The sequence below is a fragment of the Streptomyces sp. NPDC002499 genome, assembly GCF_053595415.1.
This window is the reverse complement of sequence record NZ_JBSFXO010000009.1, coordinates 491347-512089: the sequence shown is the minus strand read 5'-3', so window position 1 is coordinate 512089 and position 20743 is coordinate 491347. Positions and strand designations below refer to the sequence as shown.

The 20743-nt window shown below is 70.1% G+C and carries 19 protein-coding genes and 1 pseudogene; 9 read left to right on the top strand and 11 right to left on the bottom strand.

The window, feature by feature from the left end; genetic code table 11:
- Positions 1-394 precede the first annotated feature (394 nt).
- Complete coding sequence (locus ACWD5F_RS27615; RefSeq protein WP_451258266.1) at positions 395-1036, bottom strand: DNA-3-methyladenine glycosylase; 642 nt, start codon at positions 1034-1036, stop codon at positions 395-397.
- 140 nt (positions 1037-1176) lie between these two features.
- On the opposite strand from ACWD5F_RS27615, the gene ACWD5F_RS27610 reads away from it, so the two are divergent.
- The 3 genes from ACWD5F_RS27610 (at position 1177) to ACWD5F_RS27600 (ending at position 3200) form a co-directional block, all read left to right on the top strand.
- Positions 1177-1959: a sporulation protein gene (locus ACWD5F_RS27610; RefSeq protein ID WP_401727866.1), complete on the top strand. Its 783-nt coding sequence runs from the start codon at positions 1177-1179 to the stop codon at positions 1957-1959.
- Between the two features lie 44 nt (positions 1960-2003).
- Complete coding sequence (locus tag ACWD5F_RS27605; protein WP_451258264.1) at positions 2004-2543, top strand: YbhB/YbcL family Raf kinase inhibitor-like protein; 540 nt, start codon at positions 2004-2006, stop codon at positions 2541-2543.
- A 144-nt stretch (positions 2544-2687) separates the two neighbouring features.
- Positions 2688-3200 (top strand): HNH endonuclease, encoded by a 513-nt coding sequence (locus ACWD5F_RS27600; RefSeq protein ID WP_124002456.1) that lies wholly within the window; start codon positions 2688-2690, stop codon positions 3198-3200.
- 79 nt (positions 3201-3279) lie between these two features.
- Here the strand turns inward: ACWD5F_RS27600 and ACWD5F_RS27595 are convergent, their stop codons facing one another.
- The 3 genes from ACWD5F_RS27595 to ACWD5F_RS27585 all read right to left on the bottom strand — a co-directional run bounded on the left by ACWD5F_RS27595 (position 3280) and on the right by ACWD5F_RS27585 (position 5642).
- Positions 3280-4230, bottom strand: a complete 951-nt coding sequence (locus ACWD5F_RS27595; protein WP_124002455.1) for an SPFH domain-containing protein — start codon at positions 4228-4230, stop codon at positions 3280-3282.
- A 131-nt stretch (positions 4231-4361) separates the two neighbouring features.
- Positions 4362-4793, bottom strand: coding sequence for an NfeD family protein (locus ACWD5F_RS27590; RefSeq protein WP_451258261.1), 432 nt, complete (start codon positions 4791-4793; stop codon positions 4362-4364).
- 51 nt (positions 4794-4844) lie between these two features.
- Positions 4845-5642 (bottom strand): ABC transporter ATP-binding protein, encoded by a 798-nt coding sequence (locus tag ACWD5F_RS27585; RefSeq protein ID WP_280876995.1) that lies wholly within the window; start codon positions 5640-5642, stop codon positions 4845-4847.
- A gap of 142 nt (positions 5643-5784) precedes the next feature.
- On the opposite strand from ACWD5F_RS27585, the gene ACWD5F_RS27580 reads away from it, so the two are divergent.
- Positions 5785-6567 (top strand): hypothetical protein, encoded by a 783-nt coding sequence (locus ACWD5F_RS27580; protein WP_451258259.1) that lies wholly within the window; start codon positions 5785-5787, stop codon positions 6565-6567.
- 137 nt (positions 6568-6704) lie between these two features.
- Here the strand turns inward: ACWD5F_RS27580 and ACWD5F_RS27575 are convergent, their stop codons facing one another.
- The 4 genes from ACWD5F_RS27575 to ACWD5F_RS27560 form a co-directional block, all read right to left on the bottom strand.
- Positions 6705-6944: a chaplin family protein gene (locus ACWD5F_RS27575; RefSeq protein ID WP_450358703.1), complete on the bottom strand. Its 240-nt coding sequence runs from the start codon at positions 6942-6944 to the stop codon at positions 6705-6707.
- 188 nt (positions 6945-7132) lie between these two features.
- The gene (gene chpE / locus ACWD5F_RS27570) at positions 7133-7378 is read right to left on the bottom strand and encodes a chaplin ChpE (RefSeq protein WP_401727872.1); all 246 of its coding nucleotides are present in this window, start codon (positions 7376-7378) and stop codon (positions 7133-7135) included.
- 166 nt (positions 7379-7544) lie between these two features.
- Positions 7545-8186 (bottom strand): response regulator, encoded by a 642-nt coding sequence (locus ACWD5F_RS27565; protein ID WP_401727873.1) that lies wholly within the window; start codon positions 8184-8186, stop codon positions 7545-7547.
- Positions 8179-9402, bottom strand: coding sequence for a GAF domain-containing sensor histidine kinase (locus ACWD5F_RS27560; RefSeq protein ID WP_451258256.1), 1224 nt, complete (start codon positions 9400-9402; stop codon positions 8179-8181). The genes ACWD5F_RS27565 and ACWD5F_RS27560 overlap by 8 nt, the downstream gene beginning before the upstream one ends.
- A 214-nt stretch (positions 9403-9616) precedes the next feature.
- Here ACWD5F_RS27560 and ACWD5F_RS27555 point away from each other — a divergent pair, with 214 nt between their 5' ends.
- The 3 genes from ACWD5F_RS27555 (at position 9617) to ACWD5F_RS27545 (ending at position 12505) form a co-directional block, all read left to right on the top strand.
- Entirely contained in the window at positions 9617-10318 is a 702-nt protein-coding gene (locus ACWD5F_RS27555; RefSeq protein ID WP_451258254.1) for an SDR family NAD(P)-dependent oxidoreductase, read from the top strand.
- Complete coding sequence (locus ACWD5F_RS27550) at positions 10315-11451, top strand: S-adenosylmethionine:tRNA ribosyltransferase-isomerase (RefSeq protein WP_451258252.1); 1137 nt, start codon at positions 10315-10317, stop codon at positions 11449-11451. The genes ACWD5F_RS27555 and ACWD5F_RS27550 overlap by 4 nt, the downstream gene beginning before the upstream one ends.
- Before the next feature lie 304 nt (positions 11452-11755).
- Positions 11756-12505 (top strand): transglycosylase SLT domain-containing protein, encoded by a 750-nt coding sequence (locus tag ACWD5F_RS27545; RefSeq protein ID WP_451258250.1) that lies wholly within the window; start codon positions 11756-11758, stop codon positions 12503-12505.
- Between the two features lie 82 nt (positions 12506-12587).
- Here ACWD5F_RS27545 and ACWD5F_RS27540 read toward each other — a convergent pair whose 3' ends face one another.
- Positions 12588-15104 carry an FHA domain-containing protein gene (locus tag ACWD5F_RS27540; protein ID WP_451258248.1) on the bottom strand — a complete coding sequence of 839 codons (2517 nt, stop codon included), beginning with the start codon at positions 15102-15104 and terminating at the stop codon, positions 12588-12590.
- A gap of 243 nt (positions 15105-15347) precedes the next feature.
- Here ACWD5F_RS27540 and ACWD5F_RS27535 point away from each other — a divergent pair.
- Positions 15348-17246 (top strand): annotated as a pseudogene (locus tag ACWD5F_RS27535) (streptophobe family protein); the annotation flags it as partial.
- A 1263-nt stretch (positions 17247-18509) separates the two neighbouring features.
- A complete protein-coding gene (serB, locus tag ACWD5F_RS27530; protein ID WP_451258246.1) occupies positions 18510-19736 on the top strand; it encodes a phosphoserine phosphatase SerB in 1227 nt (408 codons plus the stop codon).
- An 85-nt stretch (positions 19737-19821) separates the two neighbouring features.
- Here the strand turns inward: serB and ACWD5F_RS27525 are convergent, their stop codons facing one another.
- The gene (locus ACWD5F_RS27525) at positions 19822-20340 is read right to left on the bottom strand and encodes a SixA phosphatase family protein (RefSeq protein WP_451258244.1); all 519 of its coding nucleotides are present in this window, start codon (positions 20338-20340) and stop codon (positions 19822-19824) included.
- Between the two features lie 91 nt (positions 20341-20431).
- A complete protein-coding gene (locus tag ACWD5F_RS27520) occupies positions 20432-20638 on the bottom strand; it encodes a hypothetical protein (RefSeq protein WP_451258242.1) in 207 nt (68 codons plus the stop codon).
- Positions 20639-20743 lie beyond the last annotated feature (105 nt).

Genomic DNA, 20743 nt, shown 5'->3' with positions numbered 1-20743 from the left:
AGATGCGGTCGGAGACGGGGTATCAACATATCTGGCGTTGACTTTTGGCACGCTGTTGAGTTCTCAAGGAACGGCCGCTTCCTTTGTACTCACCCGCAGAACATTTTCTGGGGCTTTCCTCCGGGCGCTTCCCTTCGGTCTTGCGTTTCCGACTCTATCAGAGCTTTTCAGCGTCTGTTTCCCGGTCGGCGGGGCCTTTCGACATTCACTACGTTAACCGATTCCCTCAGCAACTCATAATCGAGTTCCGCGAGTTCGAATTCAGGCATGCAGGCACGCCAAATTCGTCCCCGCCAAGGGAAGTCGTAGTAGTGGTTGGCCACTTCCGGCTGCTGGCGATTGCCGTACCCGGTTCAAGCGGCTGGAGCTACGTTACGCACGTTCCAAGAACGAGTCAACTTGAGCGACGCCTTGGGGCATGGGCCCGATACGGGCTCACCGTAGGGTCGTTGGCGACCCAGTAGCGCCAGGGCTGGACGGCTCCGTCGCCGGAGACTCCGGTGCGGGGACCGTTGCGTACCTGGTCGGGGGGTACCGGGGTGCCCGTCAGGATACGGAGCGGGGTGTCACCGGCCGCGCACGCGTCCGTGCCGTTCAGGTCGCGGGTCACGTCCAGGGCCGTGGCCAGGCGTGCGGGCCCTTTGGCCAGTTCCTTGTCATTTCGGGCCGAGAGTCGACGTTTACGCGCGAGCTCGGCGCCCTCGACGACCTCGCCGGCGCGCAGCAGGACCGCGCTCGGGTTGCCCTCGGGGCCGCAGACCAGGTTCATGCAGAACCACATGCCGTAGGTGAAGTAGACGTACACGTGGCCGGGCGGACCGAACATCACGTCATTGCGGGGCGTACGACCGCGATAGGCGTGGGAGCCGGGGTCGTTCGGACCGTCGTACGCCTCGACCTCCGTCAGGCGGACGCGGATCGGGCCGTCCGGGGTCGTACGGACGAGGACGCGGCCCAGGAGGTCGGGGGCAATCTCGAGAACGGGGCGGTCGAAGAAGTGTCGGGGCAGTGGCGTAGCGTCCGGTGGCGCGATCATGGCGTCCGAGGGTAGTCCAGACCGGTCTTGGCCAAGGGGTGGTCAAGGGTTCGTCCGCTTGCCAGGGTGTGGGCGCGGAACCGGTCGGGGCCGGATCGCGTTTGTAGGGATCAAAGGCCCACACGTACTAAGGGAGAGACATGGCGTTCAAGAAGCTGCTCGCGAGCCTGGGGGCCGGCGGAGCTTCGGTCGAGACGGTGCTGACCGAGGTCAACGTCGTGCCGGGCGGCGTCGTCCAGGGTGAGGTGCGGATCCAGGGCGGGTCCGTGAACCAGAACATTGAGGGCCTGTCCGTGGGGCTGCAGGCCAAGGTCGAGGTCGAGAGCGGCGACGAGGAGTACAAGCAGAACATCGAGTTCACCAAGGTGCGGCTCGGTGGGGCCTTCGAGCTGCAGGCCGGTGCCGTGCACGCGGTGCCGTTCGGTCTGGAGATCCCGTGGGAGACGCCGATCACGACGATCGACGGACAGCCGCTGCGCGGGATGAACATCGGTGTGACGACCGAGCTGGCGATCGCGCGGGCCATCGACTCCGGTGACCTGGACCCGATCAGCGTGCACCCGCTGCCGGCGCAGAAGGCGATTCTGGACGCCTTCATCCAGCTGGGCTTCCGCTTCAAGAACGCCGACATGGAGCGCGGGCACATCCGGGGCACGCGGCAGTCGCTGCCGTTCTACCAGGAGATCGAGTTCTTCCCGCCGTCGCAGTACCGCGGGCTGAACCAGGTCGAGCTGACCTTCGTGGCGGACGCGCAGGCCATGGACGTCATCCTGGAAATGGACAAGAAGCCGGGACTGTTCAGTGAGGGCAGTGACACGTTCCGGTCCTTCCAGGTCGGTCTGCACGACTTCCACGGCACGGACTGGGTCGCGTACCTCAATCAGTGGTTGTCCGAGGTCGGCAGCAAGCGCAACTGGTTCTAGGCTCGGAACTGCTGATTCCAGTAATCGATGCAGGAGGTACCGAGGTGACCGAGCTCAAGCGGCGGCCGCTCCCCCATGACTTCCACCCGCCCGTTCCGTCGTTCGACGTGACGAGCGAGGACGTCGCGGAGGGCGGGACGCTCAAGGACGCCCAGGTCTACGCGGCCGGCAACATCTCGCCGCAGTTGCGGTGGGAGGGCTTCCCGGACGGGACCAAGAGCTTCGCCGTGACCTGCTACGACCCGGACGCCCCGACGGGCAGCGGGTTCTGGCACTGGGTGGTGTTCGACATCCCGGCCTCGGTCACCGAGCTTCCGGTGGGTGCGGGCAGCGGCAAGTTCGAGGGACTTCCCGAGGGTGCCGTACAGGCGCGCAACGACTACGGGAGCAAGGACTTCGGCGGTGCCGCTCCGCCGCCCGGGGACGGGCCGCACCGGTATGTGTTCACGGTGTACGCCGTGGATCAGGAGAAGCTCGGCCCGGACGCCGATGCCTCCCCCGCTTACGTCGGTTTCAATCTGCGGTTCCACGCGATCGCGCGTGCCCAGCTGATCGGTGAGTACGAGGTGCCCGCCGAAGTCTGAGATTCACTGAACGTTTGCCCGCCTCTGGTCTTGGAAGTGATCAGAGGCGGGCATTTTTTATTGCGTTGTCCATCTCGGCGCGCCCGTCCAAAGTTGATCCAAGCCCGCCAGGTGGCGGGCCGGTGCACGAAGGAGGTGGGCTGGATGAGGGACACGCTGGTGCTGAACGCGAGCTTCGAGCCGCTGTCCACGGTGACGTTGAACCGAGCCGTCGTTCTGGTGCTCCAGGACAAGGCCGTCGTCGAGCAGGCCCACCCCGAACTGCGCATGCGCGGAGCGGCGGTTGACATACCGGCCCCCCGGGTGATCCGGCTGTGCAGGTATGTGAGGGTCCCGTTCCGAAGACAAGCTCCGTGGTCGAGGCGGGGTGTGCTGGTCAGGGACCGGCACAGGTGCGCCTACTGCGGCAGGCGCGCGACGACCGTGGACCACGTGGTGCCGCGGTCGCAGGGCGGACAGGACACCTGGCTGAACACGGTGGCCTCGTGCGCGGAGGACAACCACCGCAAGGCGAACCGGACTCCGGAGCAGGCGCAGATGCCGTTGCTGCGGCCGCCGTTCGAGCCGACGCCCGCGGACGCGATGCTGTTGTCGCTGGGTAACGACGACTTCGCGGCCCTGCCGGACTGGCTTTCGCAGCCCGCGCCTGCGGCCTAGGCGGACGGAAGTTCGTGAGAGAGCCGGGGCCCGCCTCCTGAAGGAGGCGGGCCCCGGTGTCGTATGCGCGCGATCGTCGTCAGTCGATGGACGGCTTCTCGCGTCGTTCCGGGGCCCGGTCGCGGTCGGAGCCCGAGTCGCTCGAACCGCCGCCGAACGGGCCCATGTTGCCCATCGCGCCGGACAGGCCCTTGAGGGCGTCGCCGATCTCGCTGGGGACGATCCAGAGCTTGTTGGCGTCTCCCTCGGCGATCTTCGGGAGCATCTGGAGGTACTGGTAGCTGAGCAGCTTCTGGTCGGCGTCGCCGGCGTGGATGGCCTCGAAGACCGTACGGACCGCCTGGGCCTCGCCCTCGGCGCGCAGGGCCGCGGCCTTGGCCTCGCCTTCGGCGCGCAGGATCTGGGACTGCTTCTCACCCTCGGCGGTGAGGATGGCGGCCTGGCGCGTGCCTTCCGCGGTGAGGATCGCCGCGCGCTTGTCACGGTCGGCGCGCATCTGCTTCTCCATCGAGTCCTGGATGGAGGTGGGGGGCTCAATTGCCTTGAGTTCCACGCGGTTTACGCGGATGCCCCACTTGCCCGTCGCCTCGTCGAGGACGCCGCGCAGGGCCGCGTTGATCTCCTCGCGGGAGGTCAGGGTCCGCTCCAGGTCCATGCCACCGATGATGTTGCGGAGCGTGGTGACCGTGAGCTGCTCGATTGCCTGGATGTAGCTGGCCACTTCGTAGGTCGCGGCGCGCGCGTCCGTCACCTGGTAGTAGATGACCGTGTCGATGTTGACGACCAGGTTGTCCTGGGTGATCACCGGCTGCGGCGGGAACGGTACGACCTGTTCGCGCAGGTCGATGCGGTTGCGGATGGTGTCGATGAACGGGACGACGATGTTGAGGCCCGCGTTGAGTGTCCGCGTGTAACGACCGAACCGCTCGACGATGGCGGCGCTGGCCTGCGGGATGACTTGGATTGTCCTGATCAGGGCGATGAAGACCAACACCACCAGGATGATCAGGACGATGATGACCGGTTCCATCGTCGTTCCCCGTACCCTTCTCCGCCTCGGCTCTTTCGGAAGATCTTATGGTTGTTGAAGATCTTGCTGGTCGAGCATGACAGACCGTCGCCCAACTCGTGGCCTGTTCGGTTCAGTTGAGTCGTGCGAGGTCAGATGACGATCGCGGTCGCTCCCTCGATCTCCACGACATCCACTTCCTGTCCCACTTCGTAGGCGCGGTCGGTGTCGAGCGAGCGGGCCGACCAGACCTCTCCGGCGAGCTTGATCCGACCGCCCGAACTGTCCACCCGTTCCAGTACGAGGGCCTGCTTGCCCTTCAACGCGTCGATGCCGGTGCGCAGTTGGGGGCGTTGCGTGCTGTGCCGGGTCGCGATGGGCCGGACGACGGCGATGAGGGCGACCGATACGACGACGAAGGCGAGGACCTGGACCACCACGCCGAAGCCCAGTCCGGCGGCGCCGGCGGCGGCGAGGGCACCCACGGCGAACATGCCGAACTCCGGCATGGCCGTGATCACCAGGGGGATTCCGAGCGCGGCCGCGCCGACGAGCCACCACACCCATGCGTCGATGTCGTTCACAAGGTCAATGGTATGACTGCAAGTCGCGCCGCGGACAGGGCGCAAAGGGGGTCAGGACATGGGAAGACCCTGCGCGGTCCAGCGTTCGCCGAGCTGCTCGACGACGAGGGGGAGGCCGAAGCAGAGGGAGAGGTTGCGCGAGGTGAGTTCGAGTTCGAGGGGGCCGGCGGCGAGCACCTTGCCCTGACGGATCATCAGGACGTGGGTGAAGCCGGGGGCGATCTCCTCGACGTGGTGGGTGACCATCAGCATCGAGGGGGCGATCGGGTCGCGGGCGAGCCGGCCGAGGCGGCGGACCAGGTCCTCGCGGCCACCGAGGTCGAGACCGGCGGCGGGCTCGTCGAGGAGCAGCAGCTCGGGGTCGGTCATCAGCGCGCGGGCGATGAGGGTGCGCTTGCGTTCGCCCTCGGAGAGGGTGCCGAACTTCCGCTCCAGGTAGTCGCTCATGCCGAGCCGGTCGAGGAAGGCGCGGGCGCGCTGCTCGTCGATCTCCTCGTACTCCTCCTGCCACCCGGCCGTCATGCCGTACGCGGCGGTCAGTACGGTCTCCAGGACGGTCTGGCGCTTGGGGAGCTTGTCGGCCATGGCGATACCGGCGATGCCGATGCGGGGGCGCAGTTCGAAGACGTCGGTGCCGGGCTTGCCGAGCGTCTCGCCGAGGATGGTGGCGGTGCCCTTGCTGGGGTAGAGGTAGCTGGACGCGACGTTCAGGAGCGTGGTCTTGCCGGCGCCGTTCGGACCGAGGATGACCCAGCGCTCGCCCTCCTTGACCGACCAGGAGACCTGGTCCACCAGAGCCCGGCCCTCCCGGACCACAGATACGTCCTGAAGCTCCAGAACATCGCTCATGAGCGCGTTGTCTCCCCTTGCAGTGTGGCCAGGTCTCGGCGTCTCGGCTGTCGCGTGCGCGCTGGTGTGCGCAGCCCTCGATGAAATCTACGCCACCGGCCGCCCGCTCCATTCCATCGGTCCGGTCCTTAGGCTGGGGGTCATGTTCTCGGAACCACGTTCAGGGCGCCTCGCGGCATGGGGAAATGCCCTTTTGGCCGGTCTTGTCTCGCCGGACGACGCGGTGCTCGCGATCGTCGGGGACGACGCGGTGCATCGGATGGAGGGGCTGCCCGGGGAGTCGGGGCCGGTCGGGCTCACGCTCGCGCTGGGGCGGCTGCGGACGCTCGGGGCGACGGGCTTGCGCGTCGCGCTGCCCGCGCCGGGGCATCCGCTGGGGTTGAGCGGGCCGCCGGAGTTCAACGCGCGGGCGATAGAGGCCGAGGAGGCGGTGGTCTGCTACGGGGCCGCGCTCGGGTTGGTGCCCGAGGTGTACGAGGCCGGGCCCGACGGCGATGTCCATGTCGAGGTCGTCTGGCACTGCCTGCCGGTGCGGGAGGCTCCGCCGGCGGACGTGCCCTCGCTCGGTGAGGCGGAGCGGGAGTTGGCGGAGGCTCTTCGGGACGCCACGGAGATGCTGTCCCGGTTGGACGTCGCCGGGTCGGGGCCGGTGGCGGACGCGGCGATCGAGGCGTACCGGGCGCGGGCGGACCGGGGGCGGGAGGTGCTCGCGCCGGGGTATCCGCCGCGGGCGGCGCGGGTGCTGGAGCTGGCCGAGCGGGTGGGGATGCTCGTCGCGCTGGCCGAGTCCAACGGGCATGGCGGGGCGGTGACTTCCGGGGAGATGGCGGCTCGGGCGTTGGCGTTGCGGCCGGTTGAGCGGACGGCTCGGCGGGCGCAGGTCGCGGCGTACAACTCCGTTGTGGAGGAGCGGGAGCGGTGGTGAGGCTCGGTTCGTTGGTTGCTGTTGGGTGAGTGAGCGTCTGGGGGCTGCCGCCCCCAGGCCCCCGCTGAAGAGCAAAAGCCAAGAAGGGCCCCGCCGGTCTCCGTTGACCGGTGGGGCCCTTCTTGATGGTGCTGACGTCAGTCGTTCGCGCCCTGGTTGCCGAACGCCGGGTTCAGCAGGCCGATGACGTTGACGCTGTCACCGACGACGTTGACGGGGACGTGGACGGGGACCTGGACCAGGTTGCCCGAGCCGACGCCCGGCGACTTCACGGCCGCGCCGTCGGCACCCGCGTCGGCGACAGCGGCGCCGGCACCCGCGCCGGCGGCGATGCCGGCCACGGTGAGGGCTACGGCGGCCTTCTTGGCGATGTTCATGAGAAGCGTTCCTCCTGCGTTTGCGTATCCGACCCGGCCGCGGGTCGTGCGCTGATCAACGAGGAAGGGAACGAGGGCGGTACGCGAGTCAGACATGAACCGCCCTTTCGGATCATTCGAACGACTAGCTGACCGGCCTCCCGGGGCAGCCCGGGAGGCCGGAGGTCACCGCTCGTCGTGCGGCGGAGTCAGCGGTTGAGGCCGAGGTTGCCGAAGGCGGGGTTCAGCACACCGATGACGTTCACGCTGTTGCCGACCGCGTTCACGGGGACGTGGACCGGGACCTGGACGAGGTTGCCCGAGGCGACGCCCGGCGAGCCGACGGCCTGGCCGTCGGCCTGCGAACCACCGGTGGCAGAGGCCATTCCCGCCCCGGCGGCGACCAGCCCGCCGGCCACCATCGTCACGGCCGCTGCCTTCTTCAGGTTCTTCACTTCTGAGTCCTCCTAGCGATGGCCGCGGCAGTCGCCGCGGCACGCACTGGAGAACGGCGTAGATCCACGAAGGATGCGCCATCCGGGGGACATTCCCACGACGGTATGAATCTCAGTCCGGAGCTGGACGCTCCGCATTGCCGTGCGCCCCCTTATACGCCGTGGATCAACCGGCCACTCCGTGACGAACCGCCCAGAGCGCGGCCTGGGTGCGGTCCGCCAGGTCGAGCTTCATCAGGATGTTCGAGACGTGGGTCTTGACCGTCTTCTCGGAGAGGACGAGAGCCCTTGCGATCTCGCGGTTGGAGCGGCCGTCCGCTATCAGGCCCAGCACCTCGCGCTCCCGCTCGGTGAGCGAACCCGCCCTGCCCTGGCCCGAGTTGGCCTCCTCCTGGGAGAGCAGCGCGCCGGCCACCTCGGGCTGGAGCAGGATGTGCCCCGCGTGCACCGAGCGGATGGCGCCGGCGAGCGCGTCCGGGTCCACGTCCTTGTAGACGTATCCGGCGGCTCCGGCGCGCAGGGCCGGGATCACCGTGCGCTGTTCGGTGAAGCTGGTGACGATCAACACGCGCGCGGGGTTGGCCAGTTCGCGGAGCTTGCGGAGGGCGTCGACGCCATCCATGCCCGGCATCTTGACGTCCATGAGGACGACGTCGGGCTTCAACTCCTCGGCGCGGGCGACTCCTTCGGCGCCGTCGGCGGCCTCGCCCACGACCTCGATGTCGTCCTGCACCTCCAGGAAGGTGCGCAGGCCGCGGCGGACCACCTGGTGGTCGTCGACGAGCAGCACCTTGATTGCGTCAGCCACCGGGGACCTCCATCTCGATCGTGGTGCCCTTGCCGGGCGCCGATTGCACGGTCAGTGTGCCGCCGACACCGCTCGTCCGGTCGCGCATGGAGACCAAGCCGAGATGGCGTCCGGCGCGGCGGGTGGTGTGCGGGTCGAAGCCGGCTCCGTCGTCGGTCACCCGCAGGACGGCTCCTCCGGCGCGCCGGGCCAGGGTCACCTCGACGTGCTCGGCGCCGGAGTGGCGCAGTGCGTTGTGCAGAGCCTCCTGGGCGACCCGCAGGACGGCTTCCTCCTGGGCGGCCGGCAGGGCGCGCACCCCGCGGCTCTCGAAGGTCACGCGCGCGGAGTGGGCGCGGTCGAGGACGTGCGCCTGGGTGCGCAGGGTGGCGACGAGACCGTCCTCGTCGAGGGCCGCGGGGCGCAACTCGACGACGGCGTCGCGCAGTTCGTCCGCGGCTTCGGCGGCGAGCGCGGCCACCTGCTGCAACTCGCCCTTGGCGCGCGCCGGATCGCGGTCGACGAGGGCCGCGGCGGCTTGGGCGGTCAGGCGGAGGGAGAAGAGCTTCTGGCTGACCGCGTCGTGCAGTTCGTGGGCGAGGCGGGAGCGCTCCTCGACGATGGTCAGCTCCCGACTGCGTTCGTACAGGCGGGCGTTGGTGAGGGCGATCGCGGCGTGCTGGGCGAGGATGTCCAGCAGCTCCTCGTCCTCCTGCGTGAAGGCACAGCTTCCGTCCCGCCTGGGACGCGGATGCTTCTCCGTAGCCGAGGACTCCTCGGTCGCCGAACCCCTGTCCGCCGCCGAAGTCTTCTCCGTCGCCGGGCGCACCTTGTTGGCGAGGAACAGCGCGCCGATGACCTCGTCGCCGTCCTTGATCGGCAGGCCCAGGAAGTCGGACATGTTGGGGTGGGCGGACGGCCAGCCCTCGAACCGGGGGTCCTTGCGCACGTCGGCCAGGCGCTCCGCCTTCGCCTCGTGCAGCATCGCGGCGAGGATGCCGTGCTGGCGCGGGAGCGGGCCGATGGCCTTCCACTGCGCGTCGCTGACGCCGTCGACCACGAACTGGGCGAAGCCCCCGTGGTCGTCGGGGACGCCGAGTGCCGCGTACTGCGCGCCGAGCAGCTCACGGGCGGAGGCGACGATCGTCTTGAGGACGTCGCGCACCTCGAGGTGCCTGCTCATGGCCAGCAGCGCGGAGCTCACCGCGGCGAGGCCGGACCGGGGTCCTTGACTCATGTCCTCACGGTACCGGCGGGGTGTGACACCGCGGATCGGACCAGTGGTGGCCCTGACCGGGTCCGTGGACCTAGGCCCAAAGTCCCCGGAACGGCAGGCGTAGGTCGAAGGGCCTTGGCGCTTTGGGCCCCGCGTCCGACGCGTGGCGGGTGATCCGGTTCCTACGTTGAAGGCACGCCGATCAACGGGCGGACTTTACGAGGGGACGTGTGTCATGCCGGTGGCGATCATCACGGGAGCTTCGAAAGGACTGGGGCGGGCGCTCGCCGAGGCGCTGGCCGCGCGGGGCTGGGATCTGGTGCTCGACGCCAGGAGCGAGGGGGTCCTGGCAGAGACGGCGGCGGCCGTGTCGGCGTACGGCACGCGTGTGACGGCGGTGGCGGGGGACGTCACGGACGCCGGGCACCGGTCCGAGCTGGTGGCGGCCGCGTGGCGGCTCGGCGGGGCCGACCTGCTGGTGAGCAACGCCAGCGCGCTGGGCGCGGAGCCGCTGGTACGGCTGGAGACGCTATCTCTGGCGGGGCTGCGGCGGGCGCTGGAGGTGAACGTGGTCGCCGCGCTGGGCCTGGTCCAGGAGGCGCTGCCGCTGCTGCGGGCGTCCACGACGGGCGGCGCGGTGATCGCCGTCAGCTCGGACGCGGCGGCCGAGGCGTACGAGACGTGGGGCGGGTACGGGGCGTCCAAGGCGGCCCTGGACCAGCTCGTGGCGGTGCTCGGGGCGGAGGAGCCCGGGTTGCGGGTGTGGGCGGTGGACCCCGGGGACATGGCGACGGACCTGTACGCGGCGGCGGTACCGGACGACGACGATCCGCGGCCCGCGCCGGCCGACGTGGTGCCGGCCTTCCTGCGGCTGCTGGACGAGCGGCCGGTGAGCGGTCGCTATGCGGCTCCGTCGCTGCTGGTGGAGGGGCGATGACGCTGGCGATGGGGGTCCCCCCGCATGAGCGCAGCCGAGAGTGGGGGAGGGTACCGGAGGAGCTGTCGGCCAGGGTTCCGGCGGAGCAGCGCGGGCCGGGACGGGGCCGGGACTCCGTACGGCTGCTGGTGTCGCACGGCACCGAGGTGTCGCACCACGCGTTCGTGGAGCTGCCCCGGCTGCTACGGGCCGGGGATCTGCTGGTGGTGAACACCTCGCCGACGCTGGCGGCCGCCGTGGACGGGCGGATCGGGCACGCGTGCGTGGTGGTGCACTTCTCCACGCACGGGGACGACGGGCGATGGGCGGTGGAGCTGCGGGATCCCGCCGGGGACGGCACCACTCGTGCGCGTGCGGGCGGCCCGGCGGGGACGGAGGTACGGCTGCCCGGGAGTCTCCGGCTGACGCTCACCGAGCCGCTGGGACCGGACAGCGACCGGTTGTGGTGGGCGCGGGTGTCGGGGACTGAAGCACAGACGTCGGGAGCGGGCGTCCTCGCGATGCTCCGCGAGCACGGGCGGCCCATTCGTTACTCCTATACGGAGCGGGATCAGCCGTTGTCCGTGTATCAGACGGTGTTCGCGTTGCCGACGGCCGATGGGACGGGGAGTGCGGAGATGCCGAGTGCCGCGCGGCCCTTCACCGCGGCGCTGGTGGCGGAGCTGGTGAGCCGGGGTGTGCAGTTCGCGCCGATCACGCTGCACACCGGGGTGGCCTCGGCGGAGGCGCACGAGTCGCCGTATCCCGAGCGGTTCTCGGTGCCGGAGGCGTCGGCGCGGCTGATCAACGCGGCGCGGGCCGGGGGCGGGCGGGTCGTCGCGGTGGGGACGACGGCGGTACGGGCGGTGGAGTCGGCCGCCGGGGCGGACGGGGTCGTACGCGCGCGTGCGGGGTGGACGGATCTCGTGGTCACCCCGGAGCGCGGGGTGCGGGTGGTGGACGGGCTGCTGACCGGGCTGCACGAACCGGAGGCCTCGCATCTGCTGATGCTGGAGGCGATCGCCGGGCGGGCGGCGATCGGCCGCAGTTATGAGGAGGCGCTGCGCGGGCTCTACCTGTGGCACGAGTTCGGGGACGTCCATCTCATCCTCCCGGAGGAGAACCCTCACTCAGTGCATTGCTCCAGCAACTAGCGGTGAGACTATTACCCGCCCGATGTGAGCCCGCGCATAGGACGCAGATCACGTACGAAGGTCGATAGGAGATAAACACTCCCCTTATGAGCGGGGCAGACAGTCCAGTCTGCCCCGTTTTGCCCTTCCCGGGTCCACTACCCGGGATCGTACGTCACACCTTTGCCTCGGCATTTTGCGGCCGCTAACAATGGCAGCCGTCGCTCAGCGCCTCGGGTTCCCCCGGGGCGTTCGTGCGGGCTGGACCGGAGTCCCCCGCCTGACGCAGAGCGACCTCCGCGCTATTCGAAGAGGTCCGTCTTTCATGCCGAAGAACTTCAGTGCTCGTGGGCGAAGTCTTGCCCTGACCCGTCGCCACAAGATCGCGATCGCCGGTGTCGCCACCCTGGGTGCCGCCTCCCTCGCGTTCTCCGCCGTGCCCGGCAACGCGGAGACGACCACGAGCGAGGCCGCTTCCTCGGCGCAGGCGCAGATCGCCTACAGCTCCGAGCCGATCAAGGGCGTCAAGGCCAGCGTCACCGACCAGCTCGCCGGCGCCAGCCTGAAGGCCGAGCAGATCCAGGCCAAGGCCGACGCGAAGAAGACGGCCGCCAAGAAGGCCGCCGCCGAGGTCGCCAAGAAGAAGGCGGCCGCCCAGGCTGCGGCGAAGAAGAAGGCCGCCGCCGAGCGCAAGGCGAAGACCGCGAGCCGCTCCGCGAAGCGCGCCGCGATCAAGCCGGCCGCGAAGACCTACGCCAACAACCTGGACGGCTGGATCGACCACGCCCTGGCGATCATGAAGCAGAAGGGCATCCCGGGCTCGTACAACGGCCTGTACAAGAACATCATGCGGGAGTCCTCGGGCAACCCGAGCGCCATCAACGGCTGGGACGTCAACGCGGTCAACGGCACCCCGTCGATCGGTCTGCTCCAGGTCATCCAGCCGACCTTCAGCGCGTACCACGTCTCCGGTACGTCGACGAACATCTACGACCCGGTCGCCAACATCACCGCCGCCGCCAACTACGCGGCCCACCGGTACGGCTCGATCGACAACGTCAACAGCGCGTACTGAGGTCGGCGCGGACCTCGGTACCGAACGCCGAAGGGCGGCACCCCCTGACGGGTGCCGCCCTTCGGCGTCGTACGAGATCGAACTACTTGCGCATGACCTCGGGCTCGTGGCGGCGCAGGAAGCGGGCCACGAAGAAGCCGCAGATCACGCCGAGGGCGATCAGGGCCACCATGTCCATGCCCCAGGCGCCCGCGGTGTGCTCCCACAGCGGGTCCGTGCTGTCGCCGGGCTTGGGCGGGCTGATCTTGTTGAAGTCCAGCGTGGCACCCGCGGCACCGACCGCCCAGCGTGACGGCATCAGGTACGAGAACTGGTTGACGCCGATCGCGCCGTTCAGCGTGAACAGGCAGCCGGTGAACACGACCTGGATGATCGCGAACATGACCAGCAGCGGCATGGTCTTCTCGGCCGTCTTCACCAACGAGGAGATGATCAGGCCGAACATCATCGCGGTGAAGCCCAGACCCATGATCGGGATGCAGAGTTCGAGCATGGTCTGGCTGCCCAGGACGACGCCCTGCGCCGGGATCTCCCGGCTGGAGAACCCGATGACGCCGACCATCAGCCCCTGCAGCGCTGTGATCACGCCGAGCACGAACACCTTGGACATCAGGTACGCGGAGCGGGACAGGCCGGTCGCCCGCTCCCGTTCGTAGATGACCCGTTCCTTGATCAGCTCGCGGACCGAGTTGGCCGCGCCCGCGAAGCAGGCGCCGACCGCGAGAATCAGCAGGACCGTGGTCGCCGTGCCGTTGGGGATGATCTGGCCGTTCGCCTTAGGCGGGTTGGGCAGCAGGCTGTTGCCCGAGTCGATGAGCAGGCTCACCGCGCCCAGGACGCCCGGCAGGATCACCATCAGGGCCAGGAAGCCCTTGTCGGAGCTGATCACCGAGACGTAGCGGCGTACCAGCGTGAGGAACTGGGACATCCAGCCCTGCGGCTTCGGCGGCTTCATCGCCTGCGCCGGCGGCATCTGTACGGACTGCGGAGCAATCGCGTCGATGTCCGCGGCGTACATCTGGTAGTGCTGCGAGCCCTTCCAGCGTCCCGCCCAGTCGTAGTCGCGGTAGTTCTCGAAGGCGGAGAAGACGTCGGCCCAGGTGTCGTAACCGAAGAAGTTCAGGGCCTCCTCGGGCGGTCCGAAGTAGGCGACCGAGCCGCCCGGCGCCATCACCAGGAGCTTGTCGCAGATGGCGAGTTCGGCCACCGAGTGGGTGACGACGAGGACCGTGCGGCCGTCGTCGGCGAGCCCGCGCAGCAGCTGCATGACATCGCGGTCCATGCCCGGGTCGAGGCCGGAGGTCGGCTCGTCCAGGAAGATCAGCGACGGCTTGGTGAGCAGCTCCAGAGCCACCGAGACGCGCTTGCGCTGGCCACCGGAGAGGGAGGTGACCTTCTTCTCCTTGTGGATGTCCAGCTTCAGCTCGCGCAGCACCTCGTTGATGCGGTTCTCGCGCTCCTCGCCGGTGGTGTCGGCGGGGAAGCGGAGCTTGGCCGCGTACTTGAGGGCCTTCTTGACGGTCAGTTCCTTGTGCAGGATGTCGTCCTGCGGGACCAGACCGATACGCTGGCGCAGCTCGGCGAACTGCTTGTACAGGTTCCGGTTGTCGTAGAGGACATCGCCCTGGTTGGCGGGCCGGTAGCCGGTGAGCGCCTTGAGCAGGGTCGACTTGCCCGATCCCGACGGGCCGATGACCGCGATCAGCGACTTCTCCGGTACGCCGAAGGAGACGTCCTTGAGGATCTGCTTGCCGCCGTCGACCTCGACGGTCAGGTGGCGGGCGGAGAAGGACACCTCACCGGTGTCGACGAACTCCTCGAGACGGTCGCCGACGATGCGGAACGTCGAGTGGCCGACGCCGACGATGTCCGTCGGGCCGAGCAGCTGCGAGCCGCCCTTGGCGATCGGCTGACCGTTGACGTACGTGCCGTTGTGCGAGCCGAGGTCGCGGATCTCCATGCGCCCGTCGGGCATCGAGTGGAACTCGGCGTGGTTGCGGGAGACCTGAAGGTCGGAGACGACCAGTTCGTTCTCCAGGGCACGGCCGATGCGCATCACGCGCCCGATCGAGAACTGGTGGAACGTGGTCGGGCTGCGGTCGCCGTAGACCGGAGGTGCCCCCGCGACACCACCGGAGTTCTGCTGCGGCGGGATGTGCGCGGCCGGCTGCTGCGGTGTGGCCTGCTGCGGCTGCTGCCAGCCGGCCTGCGGTGCCTGCTGCGGCGGCGCCTGCTGCGCCCAGCCGGGGCTCGCGCCCTGGGCCGCGTACGGCTGCTGCTGCGGCTGGGCCTGTGGCGTCGCGGTCGCGGCGCCGGACGCGCTGAGCAGCGGCCCGTCGGTCGCGTTGCCGAGGTGCACGGCCGAGCCCGGGCCGATCTCCATCTGATGGATCCGCTGGCCCTGCACGAAGGTGCCGTTGGTGGAGCCGTGGTCCTCGATGACCCAACTGCGGCCCCCCCAGCTGATCGTGGCGTGACGCCAGGACACCCTGGCGTCGTCGAGCACGATGTCGCCCTGCGGATCACGTCCGAGGGTGTATGGCCTGGACTCCTCTAGCGTCCAGGTACGTCCGTTCAATTCCAGTACGAGTTCCGGCACTCCAAGCCCCACTGAGTAGTCCCCCGAATTACCCCCATCACAGGGAGTCTAGGGATGTCGAACATCGTCGGGAACTATTTCAGGCTCACCCCCCTGACCGAAAGTCGGGCGTCGTGAAGACCACGCGCGCATGCATCGTCCGGTTCCGTTGACGGGGTTGAAACCGACCCGGAGAGTGGTAATCCACGCGAGGGGGACAGGGCGCGGCTGCTGTGCCGTGCGCTGCGGATCGGGGGGTCTGCCATGAGCGCGTCGTTGACCGTCGAGGCCACGAAGGCCGGACCGAGGCTGCCGTGGGGAGACGTCCTGCTGTCCGCGATCGCGGCCGTGAGCTGGGCGTTGATCGGAATGGCGGGCACGGCGGCGCTGGGTCTCCACCTCCTGGAGGCGGACTCGGCGAGCTCGCTGGGCCCGATGACGGCGGCCGTCGTGGCCCTCGGAGCAGGCGGTTCGATCACTCCGTCCGGCGATGTGTCCGCGTTCGGCCTGACCGGCGCCGAGGCGACCACGGCCGTGACGATCACGCCGTTGGGCGTGAGCCTGGTGGGCGCGCTGCTCCTGTCGTGGTTCTTCCTACGGTCCTTGCGGGCGGCCGGAGTTGTGATCTCACCGGCCGAACTCCTCGCCCGTGCGGGTGCCGTGATCGTCCTCTTCGTGGCCGTGCTGGGCGGGCTCGCCTGGGCGGGTCACGACATCATCACGATCGACGGCGGCTCGCTGGGCCTCGACCAACTGCCCGGCGGTTCGGGCGGCGGCGGGGTCAGCGTGCCCGGGCTCGGTGACCTCGGGGACATCGGCGGGCTGCTGCCGGACAACGTCGGCAACCTCATCGACGCGAAGGCCGCGGTCGGCTTCACCGTCGACACGGCGCCCACCCTGCTCGGCGGCCTCGCCTGGTCCGCAGGCATCCTCCTGATCGCCCTGCTGGCCTCGCGCCGCACGCCCCTGCCGCGCGGCTGGGAGGCCGTGCACCGGATCGTCCGCCCGGCCGTGTCCGCGGTCGTGACGGTGATGCTGGTGACGGTGGCGGCGGGGCTGGCGGCGGCCGTGTACGCGGCGATCGGCGACGACCACCCCAAGCGGATCTTCGGCGCGGCGCTGCTCGGCGCCCCCAACGGCACGTGGCTCGGCATCCCGATCGGCCTCTTCGTCCCCTACGACGGCCGCGCCACGGGTGAACTGGCCAAACTCCTCCCCGACCCCCTGGACGACCTCCTCACCGCCAACACCGACCAGTCGGTGACCCTCAGCCGCCTCGCCGACCTGGACAGCCGGGTATGGCTGCTCGGGGTGGCGGCGGCTCTGATGATGCTGCTGGCGGGGGTACTCATGGCGTCCCGGACGCCGGTGGGGATTCCGGTGGCTGGTCAGGGAGGCGTTGCTGGGGGTGCGGGCGGCGAGGCTTCGGGACCGGGTGCGGTAAGGAAGCCAGGTGCCCTCGGCTTCGCCGGGCGGTGTGCGCTGCGCCTCGGGATCGCGACGGCGTTGGCGTTGCCGTTACTCGGGTGGCTGACGGAGGTGTCGGTGGACGCCTCGCTGTCGGTACTGGGCTTCGACGCGTTCGGCGCCGGGATCGTGCTGCACGCGCACCTGGGCATGGCCCTGGTGCTCGGTGCCCTGTGGGGCGCGGGCGCGGGTGCCGTCGGCGCGCTGCTCGCGTGGGCGACGGGCGCGGCAGGACGACGGGCGGCACCGCTGGCGCTGGGGAGCGTGGGGGTGGGCGGTACGCCGAGCGCGGGAGCGGTGGGGACCGGGTATCCGCAGTACGCGCGGGAGGCGGGGGCCGGGGCTGGGCCGTACGCCGGGGAGTCGGGGGCGTACGGGCATGGGGCTGGGCCTTACGCGGGCGAGCCGGGGACGTATGCGCAAGGGGCTGGGCCGTATGCGGGTGAGCCGGGGGCTCAGGGGCAGGGTGCGGGACCGTATCCGAGCGAACCGGGGAGGCAGGCGCAGGGGGCGGGACCGTATCCCGGTGAACCCGGGGCACACCCTCAGGGCGGGGGGCCATACGCGAGCGAACCCGGGAGGCAGGCGCAAGGGGCAGGACCGTACCCCAGTGAACCCGCGGCACACCCTCAGGGATCGGGGCCCTACGCGAGTGAACCGGGGCCGCAGACTCCCGGGCAGAGGCCCTACGCCGGTGAACCGGCCGCGCAATCCGGCGAGTCCGGGCCGTACGTGCCGGGATCGCCGTACCGGCCGCCGAACCCCGCCACGAACCCGTATTTGCGGGTGCCGGACGAGGTGCGGGAGCCGGAGGACGCGCGGCCGTCGGACCGGGGGCAGCCTGGCGCCGAAGGCGCATCACCACAGGACCGGGGCCGTCCCAGCGCCGAAGGCACACCTCCGCAGAACCGAGCGCGGCCCGGGGGCGGAAGCGGCCAGTCTCAGGGCCAGGCGCGGCCTGCCGGCGGAAGCGCACAGCCACAGGACCAGGCACGCCCTGGTGGCGAAGGCCCACGGTCTCAGGGGCGGGGCCCCTCCGGCGGTCAAGGCGGACAGCCCCAAGACCGGGCGCGCTACGGGAGCGGAAGCGCAGGGGCGCAGGACCAGCAGCGCCCGGGCGCCGAAGGCAACCGGCCTCAGGACCGGGGCCGATCCGGCAGCGGGGGCGCAACACCTCAAGACCGAGGCCGGTCCGGAGGTGGAAGCGCGCAGCCCCAAGACCGGAGCCGGCGCGGGAGCGAAGGCGCACGGCCTCAGGACCGAGCGCGGCCCGGGGCCGAGGGCGCGCCGCCAGACGAGCGGGCACGGCGATCCGGTGGCCCGGCGGGCACCCCGCCGCCCGACGACGCGCGCGGGCCCGGCAGCTCGCCGCCACCCGGTCCCGGTGACCGTGACGTGTACGGCGCACCCACCGTGGTCAGGCCCATCGGGGGCCCGCCGCCGCAGTCGCCGCGCCGGCCTCCCCGGCCGCCGTCCGGGAACCGGCCCCAGTCACCGCCACCGGACGACGGCCCTCCCCCGCCACCGCCGCCTCCACCACCGGCACCGCCGAGGAGGCCCTCGGGCGGGCAGTGAGGCGTCCGCAGACTCCGCAGCCAGGGCGGCGGTTCCTTCGGCCTGCGCAAGCAACGTGGGTGCCCTGAGGTTCACCGGCGCGAGCGCCCGCGGGCCCCACGGGTCGGCCCCGGCCGAGTTCCCCAGCTAACGCAGGATGCCCGTAGACCTACGTAAGTAGGGCGCGGCTGCTCTCTACCCGGCGCAAGGCGCAGCCGGCGCCTCCGGCCACCGCAGGACACGGCCCGCCCGGCAACCGGCGTCAAGCACTTCCCGCAGACCTCCGGAGGAAACCCGTGGTCGACAGGTAAGGCACACGCAACCCACCCGCCATCCACTATTCCATGTCCGCTAGACGGACCGCGGCGGCGGACGACACTGCGTGCCGGATACGGTGGGTGCACCATGAGCGCTGAGCAGACCTCGTCCTTCGACGTCCCCGCCGACCGCCCCACTCTCCTCGTCAAGATCTTCGGCAAGGACCGGCCCGGCATCACCGCGGGCCTCTTCGACACCCTCGCCGCCTTCTCCGTCGACGTGGTCGACATCGAGCAGGTCGTCACGCGTGGCCGAATGGTGCTGTGCGCGCTGGTGACCGAGCCGGAGCGTGGGCTGGAGGGGGAGTTGCGCTCCACCGTCCACAGTTGGGCGGAGTCGATGAAGATGCAGGCGGAGATCATCTCCGGCCTCGGCGACAACCGCCCCCGTGGCCTCGGCCGTTCCCTCGTGACCGTGCTCGGACACCCGCTCACCGCGGAGGCCACGGCCGCCGTCGCCGCCCGGATCACCAAGGCCGGCGGCAACATCGACCGTATCTTCCGGCTCGCCAAGTACCCCGTGACCGCAGTCGAGTTCGCGGTGTCCGGCGTGGAGACCGAGCCGCTGCGCACCGCCCTGGTGACCGAGGCGGCGGCACTCGGTGTCGACGTCGCCGTCGTGGCGGCCGGGCTGCACCGACGGGCCCAGCGGCTGGTCGTCATGGACGTCGACTCGACGCTCATCCAGGACGAGGTCATCGAGCTGTTCGCCGCGCACGCCGGCTGCGAGGACAAGGTCGCCGAGGTGACGGCGTCCGCGATGCGCGGAGAGCTGGACTTCGAGCAGTCGCTGCACGCGCGCGTGGCGCTGCTGGCGGGTCTCGACGCCTCGGTGGTGGACAAGGTGCGCAGCGAGGTACGGCTGACGCCGGGCGCGCGCACCCTGATCCGCACGCTGAAGCGGCTCGGCTACCAAGTCGGCGTCGTCTCCGGCGGGTTCACCCAGGTCACCGATGATCTGCGCGACCGGCTCGGGCTGGACTTCGCGCAGGCCAACACGCTGGAGATCGTCGACGGGAAGCTGACCGGCAAGGTCACCGGCGAGATCGTGGACCGGGCCGGCAAGGCGCGGCTGCTGCGCCGCTTCGCCGCCGAGGCGGGCGTACCGCTCGCCCAGACCGTCGCGATCGGCGACGGCGCCAACGACCTGGACATGCTCAACGCGGCCGGTCTCGGTGTCGCCTTCAACGCCAAGCCGGTCGTCCGGGAGGCGGCGCACACGGCGGTGAACGTGCCGTTCCTCGACACGGTGCTGTATCTGCTGGGCGTGACCCGCGAAGAGGTCGAGGCTGCGGACACGCACGACGAGGAGTGAGCGTCCGCAGCCGACGGACGGACGGCGCGGGCTACGCGGGCCAAGCGGATTACACGGGTTACGCGAATGGCTCGGGCCGCGCGGGTTATTCGGACGGGGCCCAGTAGTCGGTCAGCTTGGCGACGCTCGGCTCCACGCTCTTCCACGAGCCGTCGAAGGACAGGACCGCGAAGGCGGCGGCGGGAAAGCCACGCCGGTTCATCCGCTCACGGGCGTCGCCCTCGGCCGTGCCGGCGAGCACGTCGGCCAGGCCCTGGATGCCGGGGTTGTGGCCGATCAGGACGACGTCACGCGCGTCGTCGGGGGTCTCGTTCAGGAGCGCGATCAGCTCGCCGGGAGAGGCGTCGTAGATCCGCTCCTCGTAGACGGTTTTCGGCCGGTGCGGGAGTTCGTGGACGGCCAGCTTCCAGGTCTCGCGGGTCCGGGTCGCCGTGGAGCACAGGGCCAGATCGAAGGGGATGCCGGTGTCGGCCAGCCTGCGTCCGGCGACGGCGGCGTCCGTGCGGCCCCGCTCAGCGAGTGGGCGCTCGTGGTCGGTCACCTCCGGCCAGTCGGCTTTCGCATGCCGGAAAAGGACGATCCTGCGGGGTTCTGCGACGCTCATGGAACCCAGCTTCGCATGAAAACAGGCCATGAGGAGGGGGAGTTGACGGGTGGCCGGAGCGGTGTCCGGCACGCTGTGACCGGACCGGTGCTCAGCCCCCTATGAACTCCTGCGCCCGCTCGAAGAGGTGGGCGATCACGGGGTCGCTCGCCGCCGCGTGCGCGTCCGTCGGGTTGAGCATCAGGGCCAGCAGCACGATGAAGGCCAGAGCCGGCAGGGCGAGGGCCCACCAGGGCAGACGGCTGTCGACGCCACCGGAGGTCGCCGGGCGGGGCCGGGTGTGCGTGGTGGCCGACATGGCTTCCTCCGTGGTCTTCGAGTCCTCCGTGATCCGCCCCTCGCGGTCACACTTCGAAGGTACGGAACCCGGCGCCCTCAACCCATCCGGAGATCCACCCACTTG